At 63.4% G+C, this 17,400-nt stretch carries 16 protein-coding genes; 9 read left to right on the top strand and 7 right to left on the bottom strand.

The window, feature by feature from the left end; genetic code table 11:
• Positions 1-27 precede the first annotated feature (27 nt).
• The gene (gene parC, locus HB375_RS13665; protein WP_167673540.1) at positions 28-2,271 is read right to left on the bottom strand and encodes a DNA topoisomerase IV subunit A; all 2,244 of its coding nucleotides are present in this window, start codon (positions 2,269-2,271) and stop codon (positions 28-30) included.
• Positions 2,272-2,336: 65 nt separating this feature from the next.
• Entirely contained in the window at positions 2,337-3,068 is a 732-nt protein-coding gene (recO, locus tag HB375_RS13670) for a DNA repair protein RecO (protein WP_167673541.1), read from the bottom strand.
• A 777-nt stretch (positions 3,069-3,845) separates the two neighbouring features.
• Between recO and HB375_RS18525 the strand changes: the two genes are divergently transcribed.
• Positions 3,846-5,234: an OmpA family protein gene (locus HB375_RS18525; protein WP_343232420.1), complete on the top strand. Its 1,389-nt coding sequence runs from the start codon at positions 3,846-3,848 to the stop codon at positions 5,232-5,234.
• Between the two features lie 65 nt (positions 5,235-5,299).
• Here HB375_RS18525 and era read toward each other — a convergent pair whose 3' ends face one another.
• The 5 genes from era to HB375_RS13700 form a co-directional block, all read right to left on the bottom strand.
• Positions 5,300-6,214, bottom strand: a complete 915-nt coding sequence (gene era, locus HB375_RS13680; RefSeq protein WP_167673543.1) for a GTPase Era — start codon at positions 6,212-6,214, stop codon at positions 5,300-5,302.
• Complete coding sequence (gene rnc, locus HB375_RS13685; protein WP_167673544.1) at positions 6,201-6,911, bottom strand: ribonuclease III; 711 nt, start codon at positions 6,909-6,911, stop codon at positions 6,201-6,203. Before rnc ends, era begins: the two co-directional genes overlap by 14 nt.
• Before the next feature lie 3 nt (positions 6,912-6,914).
• On the bottom strand, positions 6,915-7,691 hold the full coding sequence (gene lepB / locus HB375_RS13690) for a signal peptidase I (RefSeq protein ID WP_167673545.1): 777 nt from the start codon (positions 7,689-7,691) through the stop codon (positions 6,915-6,917).
• 90 nt (positions 7,692-7,781) lie between these two features.
• Positions 7,782-8,183 carry a holo-ACP synthase gene (acpS, locus tag HB375_RS13695; protein ID WP_167673546.1) on the bottom strand — a complete coding sequence of 134 codons (402 nt, stop codon included), beginning with the start codon at positions 8,181-8,183 and terminating at the stop codon, positions 7,782-7,784.
• Between the two features lie 3 nt (positions 8,184-8,186).
• Complete coding sequence (locus tag HB375_RS13700; RefSeq protein WP_167673547.1) at positions 8,187-8,942, bottom strand: pyridoxine 5'-phosphate synthase; 756 nt, start codon at positions 8,940-8,942, stop codon at positions 8,187-8,189.
• A 333-nt stretch (positions 8,943-9,275) separates the two neighbouring features.
• Here HB375_RS13700 and rpsF point away from each other — a divergent pair, with 333 nt between their 5' ends.
• The 8 genes from rpsF (at position 9,276) to HB375_RS18430 (ending at position 17,386) form a co-directional block, all read left to right on the top strand.
• A complete protein-coding gene (rpsF, locus tag HB375_RS13705) occupies positions 9,276-9,680 on the top strand; it encodes a 30S ribosomal protein S6 (RefSeq protein ID WP_167673548.1) in 405 nt (134 codons plus the stop codon).
• Between the two features lie 2 nt (positions 9,681-9,682).
• Entirely contained in the window at positions 9,683-9,937 is a 255-nt protein-coding gene (gene rpsR, locus HB375_RS13710; RefSeq protein ID WP_167673549.1) for a 30S ribosomal protein S18, read from the top strand.
• A gap of 130 nt (positions 9,938-10,067) precedes the next feature.
• Positions 10,068-11,039: a DUF2232 domain-containing protein gene (locus HB375_RS13715; RefSeq protein ID WP_167673550.1), complete on the top strand. Its 972-nt coding sequence runs from the start codon at positions 10,068-10,070 to the stop codon at positions 11,037-11,039.
• 25 nt (positions 11,040-11,064) lie between these two features.
• Complete coding sequence (gene rplI / locus HB375_RS13720) at positions 11,065-11,628, top strand: 50S ribosomal protein L9 (RefSeq protein ID WP_167673551.1); 564 nt, start codon at positions 11,065-11,067, stop codon at positions 11,626-11,628.
• A gap of 418 nt (positions 11,629-12,046) precedes the next feature.
• Positions 12,047-13,540: a replicative DNA helicase gene (locus HB375_RS13725; protein ID WP_167673552.1), complete on the top strand. Its 1,494-nt coding sequence runs from the start codon at positions 12,047-12,049 to the stop codon at positions 13,538-13,540.
• Between the two features lie 8 nt (positions 13,541-13,548).
• Positions 13,549-14,700, top strand: coding sequence for an alanine racemase (gene alr, locus HB375_RS13730; protein ID WP_167673553.1), 1,152 nt, complete (start codon positions 13,549-13,551; stop codon positions 14,698-14,700).
• Positions 14,700-16,100: a DNA repair protein RadA gene (radA, locus tag HB375_RS13735; RefSeq protein ID WP_167673554.1), complete on the top strand. Its 1,401-nt coding sequence runs from the start codon at positions 14,700-14,702 to the stop codon at positions 16,098-16,100. The genes alr and radA overlap by 1 nt, the downstream gene beginning before the upstream one ends.
• 134 nt (positions 16,101-16,234) lie before the next feature.
• Complete coding sequence (locus HB375_RS18430) at positions 16,235-17,386, top strand: calcium-binding protein (protein WP_167673555.1); 1,152 nt, start codon at positions 16,235-16,237, stop codon at positions 17,384-17,386.
• Positions 17,387-17,400 lie beyond the last annotated feature (14 nt).

Below are 17,400 nucleotides of genomic sequence, written 5' to 3' on the forward strand. Positions count from 1 at the left end.
GCCCCTTCTGCCGGATGAGTTATTGCCTCACTCGAACTTGTTCGAGCGCGGGAACCCCTTCGGCGGCAGGCGTCCGGCCTCGGCGCGGTTGCCGATCCATTCGGTCAGGTCGGCCTTCTCCACGGTCCAGGTCCGGCCCGAAGTGTCCTTCCAGGTCAGGCCATCGCTCATCGCGAAAACCTTCGCGTCGGAAATGCCGCCGTCCTTGTAGCGCTGGAGCCGCACGCCCTTGCCGCGTGTCATCTCGGGCATCTGGTTGAGCGGGAAGACCAGAAGCTTCCGGTTCTCGCCGACAATGGCGACATGGTCGCCTGATGCCTCCGCACAGATGACCGCCTTGGCGGGCGCATCGAGATTGAGGATCTGCTTGCCCTTGCGGGTATTGGCGATGACATCGTCGGAAGGAACAATGAACCCGCGTCCGTCAGTACCGGCGACCAAAAGCTTCGTGCCCGCCTTGTACGGGAACGCGGCGATGAAATCCTCGCCCTCTTCCAGATCGACCATGAGGCGGATCGGATCGCCGAAGCCACGGCCGCCCGGAAGCTTGGACGCGTCGAGCGTGAAGAAGCGCCCGTTCGTCGCCACCACGATGATCTTCGAGGTCGTCTCCGCGAAGAACGCGGTCTTGAGGCTGTCGTCGCCCTTGAATTGCACGCTGGAAGTATCCGCGACGTGGCCCTTCATGGCGCGGATCCAGCCCTTTTCGGACACGATCACGGTGATCGGCTCGCGCTCGACCATGGCTTCCGCAAAGTCGATGTCGGAGGTGTCCGGCGCTTCCGCGAAGGTGGTGCGGCGTTTGCCGAGAGCTGTCTCCGGCCCGAAGGTCTTGCGGACTTCCTTGATCTCCCACGCGACCGTCTTCCACTGCACCTTTTCGGAGCCGAGCAGGTCTTCGATGGTCGCTTTCTCGTCTTGCAAGCTCTTCTGCTCGCGCTTCAACTCCATCTCCTCGAGCTTGCGTAAGCTACGCAAACGCGTGTCGAGGATGGCGTTGGCCTGAACCTCGGTGAGCTTGAAGACGCGCATCAGCTCGACCTTTGGCTCGTCCTCCTCCCGGATGATTTTGATCACCCGGTCGAGATCGAGATAGACGATGAGCAAGCCGCCCAAGATTTCGAGGCGCTTGTCGATGGCGTTGAGGCGGAACTGCGAGCGGCGCAGCAGCACGTCGCGGCGATGATCGAGCCATTCGCGCAGGCACTCGGCGAGGCCCAGCACCTTCGGCACCTTGCCGCCGGCGAGCACGTTCACGTTCATCGGAATGCGGCTTTCAAGCTCAGTCAGCTTGAACAGCGATTCCATGAGGATGATGGGATCGACCGTGCGCGAGCGCGGCTCCAGGACGACGCGGATGTCCTCTGCGGATTCATCGCGCACGTCGGCGAGAAGCGGCAGCTTCTTGTCTTGCAGAAGCTCGGCGATCTTTTCGATCAGCCGCGACTTCGGCACCGAATAGGGAATTTCGGTGACAACGATGTTCCACAGGCCCCTGCCCGCCTCTTCCTTGTGCCAGCGCGCGCGGACGCGGAAGGAGCCGCGACCGGTGAGATAGGTGTCGGCAATGGAAGAAGGCGTATCGACGATAATGCCGCCGGTCGGCAGATCCGGCCCCGGCACGAATTTCAGCAATTGATCGGACGCCGCCGTGGGGTGGCTAATGAGATGCAGCGCCGCATCACAGAGTTCCGCCGCGTTGTGCGGCGGGATCGAGGTCGCCATACCGACCGCGATGCCCTGCGATCCATTGGCGAGCAGGTTCGGGAACGCCGCCGGGAGCACGATCGGCTCCTCGTTCGCCTGATCGTAGGTCTCGCGGAAATCGACGGAATCCTCATCGATGCCATCGAGCAGAAGCCGCGCGACTTCCGTCAGGCGCGCCTCGGTGTAGCGCATGGCGGCGGCGTTATCGCCGTCGATATTGCCAAAATTGCCCTGCCCCTCCGCCAGCGGATAGCGCTGTGCGAAATCCTGCGCCATGCGCACGAGAGCGTCATAGATCGATTGGTCGCCGTGCGGGTGATATTGACCCATGACGTCGCCGACGATGCGGGCGCATTTCTTCGGTGCGGAGCGCGGATCGAGGCGCAACAGGCGCATGGCGTGCAGGATGCGGCGGTGGACGGGCTTCAAGCCGTCGCGCGCGTCCGGAAGCGCCCGGTGCATGATGGTGGAGAGCGCATAGGCAAGGTAGCGCTCTTCCAGCGCGTCCTTGAGATTGACGTTTTCAATCTCTCCGCCGGAGGGCGGATTGACCGGCTTACCCATGAACGGAATTCCTCAAAAGCGAATCAGTCATCTTCATTTGAAGCGAGAACATATCAGAAACGAATTTATGCGTCTTCCGCCGTCGCCAAGGCGATAAGACGCGCCCGCTCCGCTGGCATCGCCTGCCCGCGCGGTTCGAACACGTTCTGATGCAGGAAGAAATCGGTCAGTGCAAATCCGGCCTTCAGGTCGGCGACGGAGGGCCGGTTCCCTGTGGGGCGACCGATGAGGAAACCGGGCAGCTTGAGCAGCCGATCCTTGTAGGGCTCGCCGGCCGCCGTGCTGACGGCCCGGCCGCTCTTCGGTGAAACGTAAGCCAGATCGTCGCTGCGCCCCGTCGCGGCGCAGGAGGCGAGATCGAGTCCGAAACCGAGATCGGCGAGGAAGGCGAGTTCGAAGCGCACGAAAAACCCCGGCGCGAGGTCGGCGTCGTCGAGGTGGTCCACCAGCAGCTCCACGGCGTCATAGAGGTTCTGGTGCGGGTCCCGCTCCGGCAGCACGCGTAAAAGATGCGAGAGGGTCGCGAGGCCATAAAGGGCGAAAGGCGCCGCCATGAGGCGCGAGGCGCGCAAATCGATGCCCTCCACAAGGAAGACACCCAGATGTTCGTCGAGCCGTGCGCGCCAGGTCACCTGCACGCTGTTTCCGGGCTGCAGCACCGGCTGCTGGGTTTTGGAGCGTCCGCCATGGACAAGGCCCAGATGCCGGCCGTGCTCGCGCGTCATCACCTCAAGGATGACGCTCGTTTCGCCATGCTTGCGGGCGCCGAGAACAATGCCTTCGTCGGTCCAATGCATCAAAAATGGCCTGAGGGGCGCGTTAATTCAGAGGTGAATGTAAGCACCGCCGAAACGTTTTGCCATCGTTCATCAAGCAGGGAGCAAAGTGCTTCGACACTTAATTGCCATGGTTGGGGACGAGTTCTCGCCAGAGCCGCGCCGAAGAGCTCGGACGCACCAAGAATTCATAACATCAAAACTGGGGATACCATGCGAATTCACTCCCTGTTGCTGACTACGACCGCTCTTTCCCTGATCGGCTTCGCTCCGATCGCTTCGGCCCAGAGCGCGCCCGGTCAGCCCTCCTCCTTCATGGTCGCGCAGGCCTCCCCCGACGATAACAACCCACGCAAGCCGCGCCGGAATGGCGAACAGGGCTCCGAAGAACATCGGCCCCAGCAGCATCCGGGCCAGGGTCCTCGCCACCCTGAAGGCGGGCCGCAGCGCGGCCCAGGAGAACGGGGCCCGGGACCGCAAGGCCCTGGAGAGCGTGGACCACGTCCCGGCATGGAAGCTCCGCATCACCCGAGCGCACCCGTAGAGATGCCCCGTCCGCACCGGCCTGAGCCGCAAGTCCAGCCGCAGCCTCAGCGGCCTGCCCCATCCGCGCCGCCGATCACGGCCCCGGTGCAGCAGCCCGAACGTCCGCGTCCCCCAGGCATGGAACGTCCGCCGGCACCTCCGGCTCCGACGGCCCCGGCAACCCAGCCGCGCCCGGTGGAGCCCCAGCCGGTTCCGGGCGGCCCGCGCCCAGTGCCACCGAACGGCTCTGGTCAGCGTCCAACAGTTCCTCCGGTGACCCCGGAAGCGCCTCGTACGCCTCCGGCCTCGCCGCCGCAAACCGCCCCATCACAGCCGAGCGCCCCGCAGCCGGGTGCGCCGCAGCCCTTGCCGGGCCGCCCCATTCCGCCCGGCGCGCAACAGCCCCAGACGCCGCCTCCGGCCGGTGGACAGGTCCCCACGCAGGGCAGCTACCCCGGTCGTCCCGGCGAGTATCAACAGCCGCCGGCGGGTGGACCGCCCCCAAATGGGCAGATGCCTCCGCAGGGAGGATATCCCGGTCGTCCGGGCGAGTATCAGCGCCCGCCCGCAGGTGGTCCGCAGCCTGGCTATCCCGTCCCGCCCCAGGGCGGCTATCAGGGCCGTCCCGGCGAATATCAGCGCCCCGGCGCCCCGATGCCGCCCTCGGGCGCTTATCCGCCCCCGCAGGGCGGCGAGTATCAGCGTCCTCCCGTGGCGGGCGCTCCGGTTCCCAGCATGTTCCCGGGTGGGAACATCGACGATCTGCGCCGGCAGCGGCGTGAGCGTGCTGAGGATGGCGGGCGTCGCGTGATCATTCAGGAGCCGGGCGACCGCACCATCATCCGTGAGGGTAATCGCCTCATCATCCGCCACGACGAGACGGATCGTTTCCGCCAGAGCTATGGCGGCGCGGATTTCCGGGTGCAGCAGCGCGGCGCCAATCAGGTCACCATCATACGCCAGCCGAACGGCGAGGAAATCGTCACCGAGCGCGATGTGAACGGCAATCTCATCCGCCGCATTCGCCGCGACCCTTATGGCCGCGAGGTGATCCTGATCCAAAACGAGATGCCGGGCCGCCCCCGCTTCCCCTATGGCTACCTGCCTCGGGACGTGATGGAACTGCCGCCTCCGGTCATCGCCATCCCGCGTGAGCGCTACATTGTCGATGTCGAGAGTGCATCAGAGGACGATCTGTACGAGGCGTTCTCCGCACCGCCCGTCATGCCGATCACGCGCGCCTACACGCTCGACGAGATCCGGCAGAGCCAGATGCTCCGCGAACGTGTCCGCCGCGTCGACGTCGACACCGTGACGTTCGACTCCGGCTCCTGGACGCTCGCGCCCGATCAGTGGGGCGCATTGACCGGCATCGGAACTGCGATCCAGCGCGTCTTGCAGCAGAACCCGAACGAGATTTTCCTCGTCGAGGGCTACACCGATGCCGTCGGCGCGGACGAGGACAATCTCAGCCTCTCGGACCGGCGCGCGGAAACGGTGGCGACCATCCTGACCCAGCGCTTCGGCATTCCCGCCGAAAACCTCACCACGCAGGGCTATGGCGAGCAGTATCTAAAGATCAACACGCAAGGTCCCGAACGCCGGAACCGCCGCGTGACGATCCGCAGGATCACGCCGCTCCTACAGGGGCAGCAGCGCTAAGCTCGCCGTAGATCGAAATAGAAAATGCCCGGACATGTCCGGGCATTTTTATTGTCCGTCGTTGATTATCCGCGCGGGAATTCCAGTCCCATCTCGCGGTAGCGCTCGGGATCGTCGCTCCAGTTCTCGCGCACTTTCACGAAGATAAAGAGGTGTACCGGCGCTTCCGCGATCTCGGAGATTTCCTTGCGCGCCGCCTGGCCGATGGCCTTGATGGTCTGGCCACCTTTGCCGAGCACGATCTTGCGCTGGCTGTCGCGCTCCACGAACACCGTCTGCTCGATGCGAACAGAACCGTCCGGCCGCTGCTGCCACTGATCAGTCTCGACGGTGGATTGATAAGGCAGTTCTTCGTGCAGGCGCTCGTAGATCTTCTCGCGGGTGATCTCGGCGGCGAGCATGCGCAGAGGCGCATCCGAAATCTGGTCTTCGGGATAGAGCCACGGGCCTTCGGGCATCAGACCGGCAAGCTGGCGCTTCAGCGTATCGATGCCGTCACCCTTGAGCGCGGAAATCATAAAGGTCTGCGCGAACGGCACCTTCTCGTTCAGCCTCGCCGCCAGCTCCAAAAGTCTTGAGCGCTCGATCAGGTCGATCTTATTGAGGATCAGGATTTTGGGTCGTTTGAATTCTGGCAGCCTTTCGAGAATGGCCTCGGCCTCCTCATCAACGCCCTTCCTGGCATCGATCAGCAAAGCCACTGCATCGGCATCGGCCGCGCCGCCCCAGGCTGAGGTCACCATCGCCCGGTCGAGACGGCGCTTCGGCTTGAAGATGCCGGGCGTGTCGACGAACACGATCTGCGCGTCGCCCTCGATGGCGATGCCGCGCACGAGCGCGCGCGTGGTCTGCACCTTGCGCGACACAATCGAAACCTTCGAGCCGACGAGCGAGTTGAGCAGCGTCGACTTGCCCGCGTTCGGCGCCCCGATCAGGGCAACAAAGCCCGCTTTTGTTTTTGTTTCTTCAGGCAACGCCATGTTCTTCCTCTGTCCAAACGCCCTCGCGAAGGAGAAGCCCCCGCGCGGCAGCCTGTTCCGCAATGCGCTTGGATGTGCCGGTTCCAAATTCGTTCTCGACGCCCTTCACCTTGACCACAATGCGGAAGCGCGGCGCGTGATCCGGCCCGGTCTGCTCGACGACGGCATAGATCGGCGTCGGAAGCCCTTTCCCTTGAGCCCATTCCTGCAGCGCGCTCTTGGGATCGCGCAACGCGCGGCGGGGCGCATTCAGCAGCCCGCCGAAGGACCGTTCGACCAACTCCTTGGCCGCCGCATAACCACCATCGATGAAAACCGCGCCTATGATCGCCTCGCAGACGTCCGCGAGGATCGTCAGGTTCCGCCGCTCGCCCGAATGCGCCTCGCCCGCGCCGAGTTTCACATAAGGGCCGACATCCCATGCGATAGCGACCTCAGCGCAGGTTTCGCGGCGCACCAGTTCAGCCAGACGGCGTGAGAGTTCGCCTTCGGGCGCATCAGAAAAGGCGGCGTAAAGCATTTCGGCGATGGAGAGACCAAGCACCCGGTCGCCCAGAAATTCGAGCCGCTGATAGCTCTGCCCGCCCGCTCCGGGAGCGCTGACATGCGTCAGCGCGCGCTCCAACAGCTCCGGCTTCTCGAAGCGATAGCCGAGCTTGTCGAGCAATGCGTCCAGATCAGGCTTACGGCGGGCCACGGTTTACTTGATCCGTTCGAACATACGGTTCCAACGGATATGCTGCGGCCATTCCCAGGGACGCAACCAGGACGCATCCTCATCGATGGAGAAGAAGATGATCTCCGCCCGGCCGACGAGATTTTCAAAGGGCACCTGGCCGACATTCGCCTCGTCGCGAGAATCCGTCGAGTTGTCCCGGTTGTCGCCCATCATGAAATAATGGCCGGGCTGGACCGTGTAGATGTTGGTGTTATCCCAGTAGCCGCGGTCGCCGTCACGCTCGATGACATAGTGCGAGGTCCCTTCAGGGAAGGTCTCCTTGTACTGCGGCACGGCGATGGTGCGGCCGTAGAGGTCGGTGGTCTTGTAGTCCTCCACCCGCTCGCGCTGGACTGGCTTGCCGTTGATCTGCAACACGCCGCCGATCACCTGGATTTTGTCACCGGGCAGGCCGACCACGCGCTTGATGTAATCCGTCGAATTATCCTTCGGCAGTTTGAACACCACGATATCGCCCCGCTTCGGCTCCGAACCGAAGATCCGGCCGGAGAAGACCGGCGGCCCGAAGGGAATCGAATAGCGCGAGTAGCCGTAGGAATACTTTGAAGCAAACAGATAATCGCCGATCAGCAGCGTCGGGATCAGGGAGCCCGAGGGGATGTTGAAGGGCTGAAATAGAATTGTGCGGACGACAACGGCGATCAGAAGCGCCTGGAGGACGACCTTAATGGTCTCCCAAAGGCCGCCTTCCTCGCTCTTAACCTTGTCGCCTTCGACTTTATTGGCGTTTTCGTTCACGTAAATCGATCCATGCTTGGAGAATGTGAAGTGTCCCAAGTCGTCGTGGGCGGTCTAGCCCAAGGCGAGGCAGGCCGCAACGCGGCCCGTTTACTTTATGGGGAGGGCCTCGATAATAACGAAGGCCTGCGCCAGCGGCGGATCGTCCGTCAGGGACACATGAATCACAGCTTCGTGACCCGCCGGCACCATGGCGTTCAGCCGTTCCAAAGCTCCTCCCGTCAAGCGCATCGTCGGTTTCCCGCTCGGTAGGTTGATGACCTCCATGTCACGCCAAAAGACCCCTTGGCTCAAGCCGGTGCCGAGGGCCTTGGAACACGCCTCCTTGGCGGCAAAGCGGCGGGCATAGGACGGCGCGCGGGCGGCGCGGCGGTCGCTCCGGGCCCTCTCGCCGTCGGTGAAGATGCGATGGGTAAAGCGGTCGCCGAAGCGCTCGATAGATTTTTCGATGCGGCGGATGTCGCAGAGGTCCGAGCCGATGCCGATGATCATGGCCTACTCCGTCTGCGCCCGCCCCTCGTCCATGGCGGACCGCATGGCGCGAACGGCCTCATCCAATCCTAGGAAAATCGCCTCGCCGATCAGGAAATGGCCGATATTCAACTCGACGATCTGCGGAATGGCGGCCACGGGACGAACCGAGTCGAGGGCAAGGCCGTGGCCCGCGTGGATTTCGAGGCCGATCCCACCCCCATGGGCAGCGGCCCGGCGCAGGCGCTCCAGCTCGTGCTCGACATGGGCCTGATCGCCTGCGGCGACGGCCTCGCAATAGGTGCCCGTGTGCAGCTCGACGACAGGAGCGCCGAGATCGCGCGCGGCGTCCATGACTTCGGTCTCTGGCTCCACGAAGAGCGAGACGCGAATACCGGCTGCCTTCAATTCCTGGATCGCCGGGCGCAGATGCGCGTGCCCGCCGATGATGTCGAGCCCGCCCTCGGTCGTGCGCTCCTCCCGCTTTTCCGGCACGAGGCAGGAGGCGTGCGGGCGAAGCGCGGTCGCGAGCGCGATCATTTCCGAGGTCGCCGCCATCTCGAAATTCAGTGGCACGAAAAGCTGTCGCTTGAGCCGCTCCATATCCTGATCGCGGATATGCCGACGATCCTCGCGCAGATGCGCCGTGATGCCATCCGCCCCGGCCAGAACCGCCAGATGCGCCGCCCGGATCGGGTCCGGATGCGGCCCGCCACGGGCGTTCCTGACGGTAGCAACGTGGTCGATATTGACGCCAAGGCGAAGAGGAGGAGCTTTCATAGGTCCGTTTTTAGCTGAGAGAGGAATTTTAGCTAGTGGCCGCAGGGAGGCCTTCTATGCCATCAATCGCTAAAGGTTCCGCCAACACGAGCTTGCCTTTCCTCCCTCAAACCACTATAGACCCCGCTTCGCGTTCGCTCCGGCCGGGGGCTGAACGGACGGTGTGGCTTGCTGCACAGGGTCCTTGGACCCGTCGTCCCGTGTCTCCGCCTTCGACAACCGCTCGGGCCTTGCAGGCTCGAAGGGCTTGGCGCCGATCGGACGCGCGAAACCGGCCAAGACACTCTTCAAAACAGTGCCAAGGCTTGAACTCAAACCTGAGAAAGGCCCACTATGCCTCTCTACGAGCATATCTTTTTGGCTCGCCAGGACGTGACGTCCCAGCAGGTCGAAGCGATGGCTGAGACCTACAAGTCCGTCATCGAGCAGAACGGCGGCAAGGTCGAGAAGACCGAGATGTGGGGCGTGAAGTCCCTCGCCTACCGCATCAAGAAGAACCGCAAGGCGCACTTCACCCTCTTCAACATCGACGCTCCCGCCCCGGCGGTTGCCGAGATGGAGCGCCAGATGCGCATCAGCGAAGACATCCTGCGCTTCATGACCATCCGCGTCGAAGAGCTCGAGACCGAGCCGTCGGTGATGATGCAGAAGCGTGACCGCGACGAGCGCAAGGACCGCGAGCGCCGCGAGCGCGATGGCGATGGCGGGTTCGGGTCCAACGAAGGCGAGGAGGCTTAATCATGGCATTTGGTGCTACTGGTGGCGGCGGTGGCCGTCGTCCTTTCTTCCGTCGGCGTAAGACCTGCCCGTTCTCGGGCCCGAACGCTCCGAAGATCGATTACAAGGACACGAAGCTCCTTTCGCGCTACATCTCCGAGCGCGGCAAGATCGTGCCTTCGCGCATCACGGCCGTGTCGGCCAAGAAGCAGCGTGAACTCGCCCAGGCGATCAAGCGCGCCCGCTTCATGGGCCTGCTGCCCTACGTGATCCGCTAAAACTTATTGAGACTTCGGCGGGCCGCTTCACGCGGCCCGCTTTCGACCACGTCGCCCGGCGGTGAAAACCCACCGGGTCAGTTGGGGCCAAAGCCCCTAACCCTGCGAAGAGCAGCGGGACAGCGAGACCATGAACTTTATTGTGACAGGCATTGGCGCGGGCCTCGTTTCGGCCCTTTTGACGGTAGTGGTCCTCAAGGCGACCCTGCTGGCAGGCCTGCTCTATCTCCTCGCTCCCATCCCCGTCCTGATCGTCTCGCTTGGCTGGAACCATCGCTCCGGCCTCGTCGCCACCGTCGTCGGCGGGCTTGCGATTGCCCTGTTCCTGTCGCCGATGAGCGGCCTCGGATTCGCGCTGATCACCGGCCTACCCGCCTGGTGGCTCGCCTATCTCGCCCTCCTCGGCCGCGCGGATAGCAACGGCGCCATCGAGTGGTATCCCCTCGGACGCCTGCTGGCCTGGGTCGCCGCCACCGCCGCGCTGACCATCGCCGCAGCCTCGGTCATTTCAGCCCACGGGAACTTCGAGACTTTCCATCAATCCGCTCGGCAAACGGCGGAGGTTTTCGTCAACCTGCAATTCCCGGCGAACAGCCCGCGAAGCCTCGCTCCGGAACTCCGCGACGAGCTGATCGATCTGATCGCGGGGCTCACGCCCTTCCTGTCCACGCAGGGCTTCACGGTGGTTCTCGCGCTCTATCTCTGGGCCGCCGCCAAGATCGTGTCGGCGTCGAAGCGCCTGCCGCGCCCGTGGCCGAATGTTTGCGAAATCATGATGCCCCGCACGGCAGCGCTTGGCGTCGTTGTCGGAATTGCGCTGGCAGCGTTCAACGGCTTCATCGGCGTCTTCGGCATGGCGCTGTCGGGCGGCCTTTTCATGGCCTTTGCCTTGCAGGGCCTGGCAGCAATCCATGACCGGACCCGCGGCAAGCCGGGGCGCTTTGCACTGCTGATGGGCCTTTACGTCCTCATTCTCATCACCCAGGGCGTCCTTGTCGTCGCCCTGGCGCTCTTCGGCCTCGCCGACACGGTGTTCGGCCTCCGCTACCGCTTCGGATCCACTAAGACGGATCCGAAGCAACCCCCGACTCTTTCAACCTGATCACAATCGTCAAAGGAGAAAACCGATGGAAGTGATCCTTCTCGAGCGCGTCGCCAAGCTTGGCCAGATGGGCGAAACCGTTAAGGTCCGCGACGGCTATGCCCGTAACTTCCTGCTCCCCCGTGGCAAGGCGCTCCGCGCCACCAACGCCAACAAGGAGCACTTCGAGAAGCAGCGCGCCCAGCTTGAGGCCCGCAACCTCGAGCGCCGCAAGGATGCCGAGGCCGTCGGTGAGAAGCTGAACGGCAAGAGCTTCGTCATCATCCGCCAGGCCGGCGAAACCGGCGTGCTCTACGGCTCGGTCTCGACCCGCGACCTCGCCGAGGTCATCACGAAGGACGGCTTCTCAATCGGCCGCGACCAGATCGTTCTCAACGCCCCGATCAAGACTCTTGGCCTGCACACGGCTCCGGTCTCGCTCCATCCGGAGGTCGAGGTCGCGGTGACGGTCAACATCGCCCGCAGCCCCGAGGAAGCCGAGCGTCAGGCGCGCGGCGAGTCGGTCACGACCCGCGAAGAGACCAACCTCGACGATCTCGGCCTCGAAGTCGGCGCTGCCCTCGCCGAGGCTGGCGACGTGGAGCTCTAAGCTTCTGCTGGCGGGCAACCGCCCGCTCTCTTTCATCAAGCGCCGCTCATCGGGTTCCGATGGGCGGCGTTTCCTTTTGGGCGCCACAGTGCCTTCTTCAATGTGCCATGGCCGGGCTTGTCCCGGCCATGGCGGCGGAGGCGCCACTTGCACAAAGTTCTTATTTTGTTCACAGTCGCCGTTGATCATCGATTCGATAGAGTGGTCGACGGCCTATAACCTTCGTCGCGGCACTGAGAACCGGCACTGAGTCAAGCTCCTTCGCCGCCGAAATATCGACGGTGTGGATAGTCGGGAGAATGAGGAAAGGTTGCCGTCAGCGCATGGGAATTTTCGTCTGTGTCCCGCGGGTCACCGTCGAATCGAACACGCGATTATAAGAGGGATCTGACACCTCACCCCTTTTCCGGAGCGCCAGATGGCCTCAGCCCAAGCCCTGATCGCCCGTCTCGAAGCAGCTGAGCCGCAATTTCGCGCGGCCCCCAACAATCTCGACGCCGAGCAGGCGCTCTTGGGCGCAATCCTGGTCAATAACGACGCCTATTACCGGGTGTCCGACTTCCTGGAGGCCGCGCATTTCTTCGAGGATCTGCACCGGCGCATCTTCGAGGTGGCGACGAGCCTCATCAAGGCGGGCAAGGTCGCGACCCCGATCACCATGAAGACCTTTTTGGGTGATCAGGATCTCGGCGGCCTCACGGTTTCTCAATACCTCGCACGCCTCGCGGCGGAGGCGACGACCGTCATCAACGCCGAGGATTACGGCCGCACGATCTATGACCTCGCGGTGCGCCGCAACCTCATCGGCATCGGCGAGGATCTGGTGAACGTCGCTTATGACGCGCCGGTTGAAACCTCGCCCCGCGACCAGATCGAGGAAGCCGAGCGCCGGCTGTACGAACTGGCGGAAACCGGCCGCTACGACGGCGGCTTCCAAAAATTCTCGGACGCACTGACCGCCGCCATCGACATGGCGGCGGCAGCCTACAAGCGCGAGGGCAGCCTGTCGGGCGTCTCGACGGGTCTGATTGACATGGACCGCTCCCTCGGCGGCCTTCAGCCCTCCGACCTCGTGATCCTCGCGGGCCGCCCGGCGATGGGCAAAACCTCGCTCGTCACCAACATCGCCTTCAACATCGCCAAGGCCTATCGGGCGGAGAAGCAGCAGGACGGCTCGATGAAGACCGTCAACGGCGGCATCGTCGGCTTCTTCTCCCTCGAAATGTCCGCCGAGCAATTGGCGACGCGTATCATCGCGGAACAATCGGGCGTGCCCTCCTACAAGATCCGCCGCGGCGACATGCGCGAGGACGACTTTTACAAGATCACCGAAGCCGCGCGCGAGATGCAGTCGATCCCGTTCTACATCGACCAGACCGGCGGCATCTCGATTGCGCAGCTTGCAGCGCGCGCGCGGCGTCTCAAGCGGCAGCGCGGCCTCGACGTGCTGATCGTCGACTACCTTCAACTTCTCTCCGGCTCGGCCAAGAAGGGCGAAAACCGCGTGCAGGAATTGACCGAGATCACCACCGGCCTGAAGGCGCTGGCCAAGGAGCTCTCGGTGCCGCTCATCGCCCTCTCCCAGCTCTCGCGTCAGGTGGAATCGCGCGACGACAAGCGACCGCAGCTTTCCGACCTTCGTGAATCGGGCTCCATCGAGCAGGACGCCGACGTGGTGATGTTCGTTTACCGCGAAGAATACTACCTGAAGAACAAGGAGCCGAAGCCCGGCACTGAGGAATACTTCAAGTGGCAGGCTGAGATGGATCAGGTCCACGGCAAGGCAGAAGTCATTATCGGCAAGCAGCGTCACGGTCCTACGGGAACCGTGCAATTGGCGTTCCAGGCTGATATCACTCGCTTCACGGACCTCGCGGACGAGGACAAACTTCCCGAACGGATCGGCGATTGAACCACATCATGAAAGCCTCACAGGCCCGCTTCATCGCAGATGCCGAGGCTGGCTCCCTGCTCCACATCGACCTCGGCGCGCTTGTTTCCAACTGGCGGTTTATGCGCGACCGCGCGGGCGATGCAGAAGCTTCGGCGGTGGTGAAGGCGGATGCCTACGGCACCGGCATCGAGACGACGGTGCCAGCGCTTTATCGGGCCGGATGCCGCACCTTCTTCGTCGCGCATCTCAGTGAAGCGGTCCGGGCGCGAACAGTCGCGCCTGAAGCAACGATCTATGTTCTCAATGGCCTGCCCCCGGGCACCTGCGAGGTCTATCGCGAGTTCGAGCTTCGCCCTGTTCTCGGCTCTCTCGACGAGTTTGAGGAATGGGCCGCGTTCTGCCGGGCGCAGGGTCAAAAGCTCAAGGCCGCCGTGCATTTCGACACAGGCATGCACCGCTTGGGCCTCACGGTCGCGCAGGGGCTGAACCTCAAGAACGACTCGCGCCTGAAGGATTTTGAGCCCGCGCTGCTGATGAGCCATTTCGCCAGCGCCGAGGAGCGGGACAACCCGCTCAACCGCCGCCAGATCGAAGCCTTTTCGGCGATCCGCCAGAGCCTCCCAGGCATCCCGTGCTCGCTCGCGAACTCCTCCGGCATTCTTCGCGAGGAAAAGCCGCATTTCGAACTCGTGCGCCCCGGCTACGCGCTTTATGGCGGCAACCCGACGCCGGATCAGGCCAACCCGATGCGCCCCGTCGTCAGCCTGCAAAGCCGCATCATCCAGTTGCGGACAGTCGAGGAAGGCGAAGGCGTCGGCTATAACTCGCGCTGGACCGCACGCGGCAAACGTCGCCTCGCCACGCTGTCCATCGGCTATGCGGATGGCTATCCGCGCTCCGCGAGCAGCATCGGCGTGAGCGGTGAAGCGACCACGCGTGGAATGGCTATCGTCGCCGATCGGCTCTGCCCATTCGCAGGCACCGTCTCGATGGATCTCATCATCGTCGATGTCACCGACGTTCCCGAAAACGATGTGAAGCGCGGCGATCTCGTGACGCTTATTGGCGGCGAGCTAACGATCGACGAGGTCGGCCGCCGCGCGGGCACCATCGGCTACGAGATTCTGACGAGCCTCGGTCGCCGCTACGCCCGCACACATCGTGAAGCGGAATTCTGATGGCGAAGCGCCAAGCCTCTTTCGCCTGCCAGAGTTGCGGCGCGGTCTACAATCGCTGGAAAGGCAAGTGCGAGGCCTGCGGCGGATGGAACACCATTGTCGAAGAAACGGGCTCGTCCAACCCCATGGTCGGCCCCGTCGCCACGCGCCCTGCGCGCGCCAAGGGACGCATCTTCCCGCTCGAAGGCTTGTCGGGCGAGGCCAAGGAAGCGCCGCGCACACCCTCCGGCATCGCGGAACTCGACCGGGTGACGGGCGGCGGCTTTGTGCACGGCTCCGTCATCCTGCTCGGTGGCGACCCGGGCATCGGCAAATCGACCCTTTTGATGCAAGCCTCTGCGGCGCTCGCGAAACGGGGACATCGCGTCGCCTATATCTCGGGCGAAGAAGCGGTCGCGCAGGTGCGTCTGCGCGCGGAGCGGCTGGGTCTCTCCGATGCGCCGGTCGAACTCGCGTCCGAGACCAATGTTGAGGACATCATCGCGACACTGACGCAAGGCCGACCTCCCGCGCTCGCGATCATCGATTCGATCCAGACCATGTGGACCGAGACGGTGGAATCGGCGCCCGGCACGGTGACGCAGGTCCGCGGCAGCGCCCAATCCCTGATCCGTTTCGCCAAGACCACCGGCACGTCGGTCATTCTCGTGGGCCACGTCACCAAGGACGGGCAGATCGCGGGGCCGCGCGTCGTCGAGCACATGGTCGATGCGGTCGCCTCGTTCGAAGGCGACACGGGCCACCATTTCCGCATCCTGCGCACGGTGAAAAACCGCTTCGGCCCCACCGACGAGATCGGCGTGTTCGAGATGTCGGATCAGGGCCTGCGTGAGGTGCTCAATCCCTCCGAGCTTTTCCTGGCCGGGCGCGATCTCGCGACCCCCGGCACGGCCGTCTTTGCAGGCATGGAGGGCACCCGCCCGCTTCTGGTGGAAATTCAAGCACTCGTCGCACCGACCTCCTTCGGCAATCCGCGCCGCGCCGTCGTCGGCTGGGACCAGAACCGCCTTTCCATGGTGCTGGCGGTGCTTGAGGCCCATGGCGGCCTGAAGCTCGGTATGCACGACGTCTATCTCAACGTCGCTGGCGGCCTGCGGATCACCGAACCCGCCGCCGATCTCGCCGCGGCGGCGGCGCTGGTGTCCTCCCTCTCCGGCACGCCCCTGCCGCCGGATACGGTCTATTTCGGTGAAATGGGCCTCTCCGGGGCCATCCGGCCCGTGGCCCAAGAGCAGGCGCGGCTGAAGGAAGCGGCCAAACTCGGCTTCGCCAATGCCGTTTCCCCGGCAGCGCGTGCCGAGAAGGCCAAGAAGGAAAATCTCCCGCTTGCGACGGCCTCGCTCGATCACATCAGCGACCTGGTCGCGGGCATTGCCATGCGGCGGCGCAAGGGCGCCTAGGGCTTGTCAATCAGGTCCCACCGCTGTCTTTTATTGACACAAAATTACAGCTCCCTATAGGTATCTGGCCCGGCGAGCGACGCCGGAAAAGGACAGCAATCTAGGCGGGATTCGCTCCGCGCTGGGGGACCACAATGGCTGCAATCACACTCTCGGCCCATACCGTTGCCGAGAACCCGGACGATAACACGGAAATCGGCGCGCTCAGCGTCGACGGCCAGGTCGGTGAGGTCTTCACCTACACCCTGGCCAGCAGCTTCAGCGCCCGCTTTGAGATCATCGGTTCCACGCTCTATGTGAAAAAGGGCGCAGCCGGCGGCGTCAGCCTCTTCAACTTCGAAGACGAAGCACTGAATCATTTCCTGCTTTCGATCAGCGCCAAGGGCGACAAGGGCACGGAGGTCGCGGCGACTGAGTTCCGGATTGACGTCACCGACAAGAACGAAAACCCCACCGATATCAGCCTCTCCAAGCTGACTGTCGATGAGCACTCGGGCAAGGATGCGGAAGTCGGTCAGCTGTCTGCGATCGACCCGGATGCTGGCGACACGCATACCTTTACGCTGACGGATGATGTTGGCGGCCTGTTCAAGCTCGATGTCACCGGCACCAAGATCCTGGTGGATGGCTCCAAGCTCGAATACGGCAAGTCGGGCCCCTACAACGTTAAGGTCCTTGTCGAAGACGCCGATGGGCTGAGCCTCGAAAAGACGTTTGCAATCACCGTTGCCGATGTCGTCGATACCTTCAATGGCGGATCGAAGAACGATCGGCTGAGCGGCACGGTCGGCAATGACGTCATCAATGGCGGCGCCGGAAACGACAAGCTGTACGGCTTGGCGGGCGACGACACCATCCACGGTGGCCTGGGTAAGGACATGCTCTATGGCGGTACCGGCAAGGACACCTTCGTGTTCGACACCCCGGTCAAGCCGGGCCACTTCGACCACGTTGTCGACTTCAACTCCGCCGACGACACCCTCCTGTTCGATCTCACCGCGCTGAAGTCGTTCAAGATCAAGTACGGCAAGAAGTTCATGAGCGCCGAAAAGGTCTTCAAGTCCGGCAAGCTGAACAAGAAGTTCTTCACCGTCGGCGACAAGGCCAAGGACAGCAACGACTACGTCTATTACAACAAGAAGAACGGCGCCGTTTACCTCGACGTTGATGGCGCCGGCCACGGCCATAAGGGCATCCAGATTCTCAAGGTGAAGCCCGGTTCGACCCTCACCGCGGACGACTTCCTGTTCGTCAATTTCGCCGCGTACGACCCTTTCATCGTCTGAGATAAGAGCCAACC

The organism is Microvirga terricola (genome assembly GCF_011777495.1).
GTDB classification, from domain to species: Bacteria; Pseudomonadota; Alphaproteobacteria; order Rhizobiales; family Beijerinckiaceae; genus Microvirga; species Microvirga terricola.